The sequence below is a fragment of the Myxococcus vastator genome, from assembly GCF_010894475.1.
GTDB lineage: Bacteria > Myxococcota > Myxococcia > Myxococcales > Myxococcaceae > Myxococcus > Myxococcus vastator.
In genome coordinates this window covers 1-5,585 of the sequence record NZ_JAAIYB010000515.1, presented here as the reverse complement: position 1 = coordinate 5,585, position 5,585 = coordinate 1, and the positions used below count along the sequence as shown (strand labels likewise).

Here is a 5,585-nt window from a genome sequence, read left to right as displayed (position 1 = left end):
ACCCGGTACCGCGGCGGGCACCCCTTCGCCGGGCCTCCCGGGCGGCTCCGAAACCAGGACGGCCCCCGCCTGGAACGCCCCCGGAGCGGAGGGCGGCCGTGCGGACGGGGCCCCCACCCACGCGGCGGGCCCGTCCCGGTCCGCGCAAGAAGCCACGCCGGGCCCCCGTGCCCCCGGGAAACCGGCGCACGCCCCCAGCGCGACGGCCCTGCACGCGGCCCGGCAGGCCCTGGCGCGGGGCCACTGGCGCGAGGCGGCCCAGCACCTGGGCGCGCTGGACTCCGACGCGGACACCGCCGCCCTGGCGGTTCGCGCGCTGGCGAACCTGGACGCCGCCGCCGCCGTCTACGCCTGCACCGAAGCCGCCACCCGGCACCCGTTGGTGCCAGGACTGCGCTACCTGGAAGCCCTGCTGCTGCTGGGACAGGGACGCACGGCGGACGCGGAGCGCGCCGTCCGGCAGGCGCTGTATCTGGAGCCCACACTCATCGTGGCGTGGCTCATCCTCGGGCGCGTGCTACGCAGGCACGGCGACACGTCCGGCGCCATGAAGGCCTGGCGCGAAGCGGAGCAATTGTGCGACGCCCTGCCTCCGGACGCGCCCGTCTCCCACGCGGACGGCGAGAGCGCCAGCAGGCTGGCGGAGGTGGCGCGTGGAGAGCGGTCCCGCATGGAGGCAGCCCTGGCTGCCGGTGAGGAGCTGAGCTGATGCCGGGTTCCGGCAAAATCGACTGGGACGCCACACGCGCGCGGCTGGCGCGGCTGGCCAACCTGGAGAAGGAACAGGGCACCTTGTCCTCCGAGGAGGCCGCGGCGCTGCTGGAGAAGCGCGCCCGGGCGCTCTCGCGCGAGCCCCGTCCCCAGGTCGACCCTGGCACGCTGCGCGAGGTGGTCCGCTTCAAGGCCGCCGGCCAGCGCTACGCCCTGGAGTCCCGCTTCGTGCTGGAGGTGGTGCGCGCGCCGGAGCTGGTGACGCTGCCAGGCGCGCCCCCCGTGCTGCGCGGCCTCACCCTGATGCATGGCGAGGTGCTGCCCGTGGTGGAGCTGGCGCCGCTCTTCGGACGCGCGCCTTCGGACACCGCGGGCCCGCTGCTCGTGGTGGGCGTGGGGCGGGCGGAGCTGGGCGTGCGCACCGAGGAAGTGGAGGAAGTCACCGTGCTGGCGGGCAGCGAGCTGCTGGCGCCGCCCACGTCCCTGAACGACGCGGCCGGACACCTCGTGTCCGCGGCCGACAGGGATGGCACCCTGGTGCTGGAGGGAGAGGCGCTCCTGGGTGACAGTCGCCTCATGTTCGATTTGTCCGGCGAAGGAGCAGTATGAGCATCGGGAACCGCATCGCGTTCGGCTTCGGACTGTCGCTACTGATGTTGCTCATCGTGGCGGGTGTGTCCTTCCAGGGCGCCAATCAGCTCACGACGAGCACCGCGGGCCTGCTGATGGCCCATGAGAACTTCCGCGTCATCCGCGAGGTCCGCGCGCTGCTGATGGACGCCGAGTCCGGCCAGCGCGGCTTCATCCTCACGGGGGACGAGGCCTACCTGGGGCCCTACCAGGAGGCGACGGCGGCGCTCCAGGAAGACCTGGCCCGCCTGCGCGACGCCATGACGGACCATGTCGCCCAGCGGGCGCGCCTGAACCGGCTGGAGCCCATCGTCGCCCAGCGGCTGAAACAGTTGGAGGAGGGCATCCGCCTGCGCCGCGTGGAGGGACTGGAGGCCGGAGCGAAGTTCGTCCAGGCCGGCCAGGGCCGGGCGGCCATGCTCCTGGTCAAGCAGGTCATCGCCGAGATGCTGGTGGCGGAGCAGGAGCGCTGGGACGAGCACGCCACCGCGGCCCGGGACATGGCCCAGCGCATCCTCTGGGTGCTGGGCATCGGCACGCTGCTGGGCGTGCTCATCGTCGGCGGCGGCAGCTACCTCATCACCCGCGGCATCACCACGCCGCTGCGCGCGCTCATGGTGGGCGCCGAGCAACTGGGGCGCGGGAAGCTGGAGCACCGCATCGAGGTAAAGGGCCAGGACGAGACGGCCCAGCTGGCGCGCGCGTTCAACGACATGGCGGAGAAGCGCCAGCAGAACGAGGTCCAGCTGGAGAAGGAGTCCGAGCAGCGCGAGCACACGCTCCGCACCGTGGCGGAGTTCGTCAACCAGCTCGCCGGCGCCAGCGCGGAAATCCTCTCCAGCACCACCGAGCAGGTGGCCGGCGCCCAGGAGCAGGGCAGCGCGGTGACGGAGACGGTGAGCACCATCGAGGAAATCACCAAGACGTCCGAGGAGGCCGCGGGCCGCGCCCGCGCGGTGAGCGACTCCGCCCGCCACGCCGAGGACGTGGGCCGCAGCGGCCGCCGCGCCGTGGAGGAGGCCGTGGGCGCCATGGGCGCGGTGCGTGAGCAGGTGGAGTCCATCGCCTCGCGCATCCTCGCCCTGGCCGAGCAGGCCCAGGCCATTGGCGACATCATCACCACCGTCAACGACATCTCCGAGCAGACGCACATGCTGGCGCTCAACGCCTCCATCGAAGCCAGCCGCGCCGGCGAGCACGGCCGCGGCTTCGCGGTGGTGGCCTCCGAGGTGAAGGCCCTGGCGGACCAGTCCAAGAAGGCCACCGGCCAGGTGCGCCAGATTCTGGGCCAGATTCAGAAGGCCACCCACGGCGCGGTGATGACCACCGAGGAAGGCACCAAGAGCGTGGCCACCGCCACCCGCGTGGTGTCCGAGGCGGGCTCCAACATCCAGACGCTGTCGGACCTGCTGGCCCAGGCCTCGCTGACGGCGGCGCAGATTGCCGCCTCCGCCAACCAGCAGGCCACCGGCATCGGCCAGATTCGCCAGGCCATGCATGACGTGAACCAGGCCACGCAGCAGGCCCTCATCTCGTCGCGGCAGACCGAGCGCGCCATGCAGGACCTCAACGGCATGGGCCAGAAGCTCAAGGGGCTGCTGGGAGAGTACGGGCGCTGATGGACCGCGACCGGTTGGCCCAAGCGCTGCTGGCCACGTTCCTCGAGGAGCTCGAGGGCCACGTCGTCTCGCTCAACCGCGAGCTGCTGGCCCTGGAGCGCGAGACAGCGCCCGCGCGCATGGCGGGGCTCGTGGCGTCCCTGCTGCGCACGCTGCACAGCGTGAAGGGCGCGGCGCGCGCGGCCAGCGCCACGCTGGTGGAGACGGCCTGCCACCGCATGGAGGAGCTGCTGGAGCAGGTGCGTGACGCGGGCGCCGGCATGCCCGACGTATACGAGCTGTGCTTCACCACCGTGGACGCGCTCGACGACGCGGGCCGGCGCCTGGCCGCGCGGCAGGACCTGGCGGGCTCGCCGCTGGAGACGCTGCTGCCCCAGCTGGAGCGCGCCGCCGGACGCCGGGCCGGCGCGCACGCCCCCACGCGCGGCGCGCCGCCACCAGCGCCTCCGCCCATGCTGGAGGACGCGGTGCCGTCACCCACCGCCACCCCGGCCAGCGGGGAGCCGCCCCCGGGCGGCGGCGCCTCCCCCGGGGCCGAGGCGCTGCCCGTGCGCGTCTCCGCGCAGAAGCTGGACGCCTTGCTGGCCCGCAGCGGGGAGCTGCGCGTGGCGACGCTCCGGCTGGAGGGCCGCGCGGACGCGCTGGATTCGGTGCGCGAGGCGCTGGCGCAGGCCCGCGATGCGGTGCTCGGCACGCCCGGCGAACAGGCGCTGCTGCGCGCGGAGACGGAGCTGGCGCGGGTGACGCTGGAGCTGGCCGCGGACCGCCGCGCGCTGGGCGGCGTGGCCACGGGGCTGGACGACGAGGTCCGCCGCGCCCGCACCCTGTCCTTCGAGGAAGGCTGCGAGGGCCTGGAGCGCGCCGCGCGCGACGTGGCGCGAAGCATGGGCCGGCAGGTGCGGCTGGAGATTCACGGCGGCGCGCTGGAGCTGGACCGCTCCCTGCTGCAGGGCCTGCGAGAGCCGCTGCTGCACCTGGTGCGCAACGCGGTGGCCCACGGGCTGGAGAGCCCCGAGGAGCGCCAGCGGCTGGGCAAGCCCGCCGAAGGGCGCCTCATCCTCACCGCGCGCCTCAAGGGCAGCCGCGTCGAGGTGACGGTGGATGACGACGGGCGCGGCCTGGACCTGGACGCGCTGAGGGGGCAGGCGCGCGCCCGGGGCCTGCGCGTGCCCGAAAGCGACGAGGAGGCCGCGCGGCTGGTGTTCCTGGCCGGTCTGTCCACCGCGGCGCAGGTGACGCAGGTGGCCGGCCGCGGCGTGGGCCTGGACGTGGTGCGCATGCACGTGGAGGGGCTACGCGGCGGCGTGGAGGTGACGACCCGGCCGGGCCTGGGCAGCTGCTTCATCCTGGACGTGCCCCTCACGCTGAGCACGCTGCGGGTGCTGCTGGTGTCGGCGGGCGGGCAGATGCTGGCGCTGGCCAGTGAGAGCGTGGCGCGGCTGGTGCGCCTGGCGCCCGACGAGGTGCGCGACGTGGAGGGCCGCCCCGCCTGGGCCTCGGGTGACGCGCTGGTGCCGTTGGCCTCGCTGGCGGAGGTGCTGGGCCTGCCGCCCGGCCCGCCGCGCGCGCGCCGGGGCGCGGTGGTGCTGGCCGCGGGCAGCGCGCGCGCCGTGGTGGTCGTGGACGAGGTGCTCGCCGAACAGGAGGCGCTGGTGCGCTCCCTGGGCCACCGCGTGCGCCGGGCCCGGCACGTGTCCGCGGCGGCGGTGCTGCCGGACGGGCGGCTGTCTCTCCTGCTCAACCCCCTGTCCCTGGTCCGCGCGGCGGGTGGCCGCGCGGCGGCCTCGCTCTTCCCCGCCCCCGCCGCCCAGCGGACGCGGCGGCGGGTGGTGCTGGCGGACGACTCGCCCACCACGCGCGCGCTGGAGCAGAGCATCCTGGAGAGCGCGGGCTATGAAGTGGTGGCCTGCGTGGACGGCGCGGACGCCTGGGAGCGGCTCCAGGCGGGCGGCGCGGACGCCTTGGTGCTGGACGTGGAGATGCCGCGCATGGACGGCTTCACCCTCACCGAGGCGGTGCGGGGCTCGCCGCGCTTCTCCCGGTTGCCGGTGGTGCTCGTCACCGCCCGAGGCAAGCCGGAGGACAAGGCGCGCGGTCTGCAAGCCGGCGCCAGTGCCTATCTGGTGAAGAGCGCGTTCGACCCGACGAGCCTGCTGGAGACGCTGAGACGACTGCTATGAAGAACGACCCGTTGCGCATCCTGGTGGCCGAGGACTCGCCCACCGCCCGACGCCTGCTGGTGGAAATCGTCCGCGCCGACCCCGCCCTGACGGTGGTGGGTGAGGCCAAGGACGGGGTGGAGGCGGTGGAGCTGGCCCAGCGCCTGCGACCCAGCCTGGTGACCATGGACATCCAGATGCCGAGGATGGACGGCCTGGAGGCCACCCGCCGCATCATGACGGAGGTGCCCACGCCGGTGGTGGTGGTGTCCACCCTGGTGGAGCGCGACATCCAGACCTCCATGGCCGCGCTGCGCGCGGGCGCGCTCGCGGTGCTCCAGAAGCCCCTGGGGCCGGAGTCCCCGGACTTCGACGCGGACAGCCGCCGCCTGCGCGACACCCTCAAGGCCATGGCCGAGGTGAAGGTGGTGCGCCGCTGGCCGGACCGCGCCGCCACCCCCACGCC

At 74.4% G+C, this 5,585-nt stretch carries 4 protein-coding genes and 1 pseudogene; all 5 read left to right on the top strand.

All coding sequences use genetic code 11. From position 1 onward, the window contains the following. Window positions 1-709: pseudogene (locus G4D87_RS32825) on the top strand (CheR family methyltransferase); the annotation flags it as partial. Next, complete coding sequence (locus G4D87_RS32820; protein WP_163786630.1) at window positions 709-1,320, top strand: chemotaxis protein CheW; 612 nt, start codon at window positions 709-711, stop codon at window positions 1,318-1,320. The pseudogene G4D87_RS32825 and the gene G4D87_RS32820, both read left to right, overlap by 1 nt. Continuing rightward, entirely contained in the window at window positions 1,317-2,960 is a 1,644-nt protein-coding gene (locus G4D87_RS32815; RefSeq protein ID WP_163786629.1) for a methyl-accepting chemotaxis protein, read from the top strand. The genes G4D87_RS32820 and G4D87_RS32815 overlap by 4 nt, the downstream gene beginning before the upstream one ends. Further along, window positions 2,960-5,140: a hybrid sensor histidine kinase/response regulator gene (locus G4D87_RS32810; protein ID WP_163786628.1), complete on the top strand. Its 2,181-nt coding sequence runs from the start codon at window positions 2,960-2,962 to the stop codon at window positions 5,138-5,140. The genes G4D87_RS32815 and G4D87_RS32810 overlap by 1 nt, the downstream gene beginning before the upstream one ends. Continuing rightward, window positions 5,137-5,585: response regulator (locus G4D87_RS32805; RefSeq protein WP_163786627.1), on the top strand; the 449-nt coding region annotated here is incomplete at its 3' end. The genes G4D87_RS32810 and G4D87_RS32805, both read left to right, overlap by 4 nt.

Coding starts and splice junctions, on each gene's coding strand:
- G4D87_RS32815 (WP_163786629.1), top strand. CDS start 1,317: ATGAGCATCGGGAACCGCATCGCGTTCGGCTTCGGACTGTCGCTACTG.
- G4D87_RS32810 (WP_163786628.1), top strand. CDS start 2,960: ATGGACCGCGACCGGTTGGCCCAAGCGCTGCTGGCCACGTTCCTCGAG.
- G4D87_RS32820 (WP_163786630.1), top strand. CDS start 709: ATGCCGGGTTCCGGCAAAATCGACTGGGACGCCACACGCGCGCGGCTG.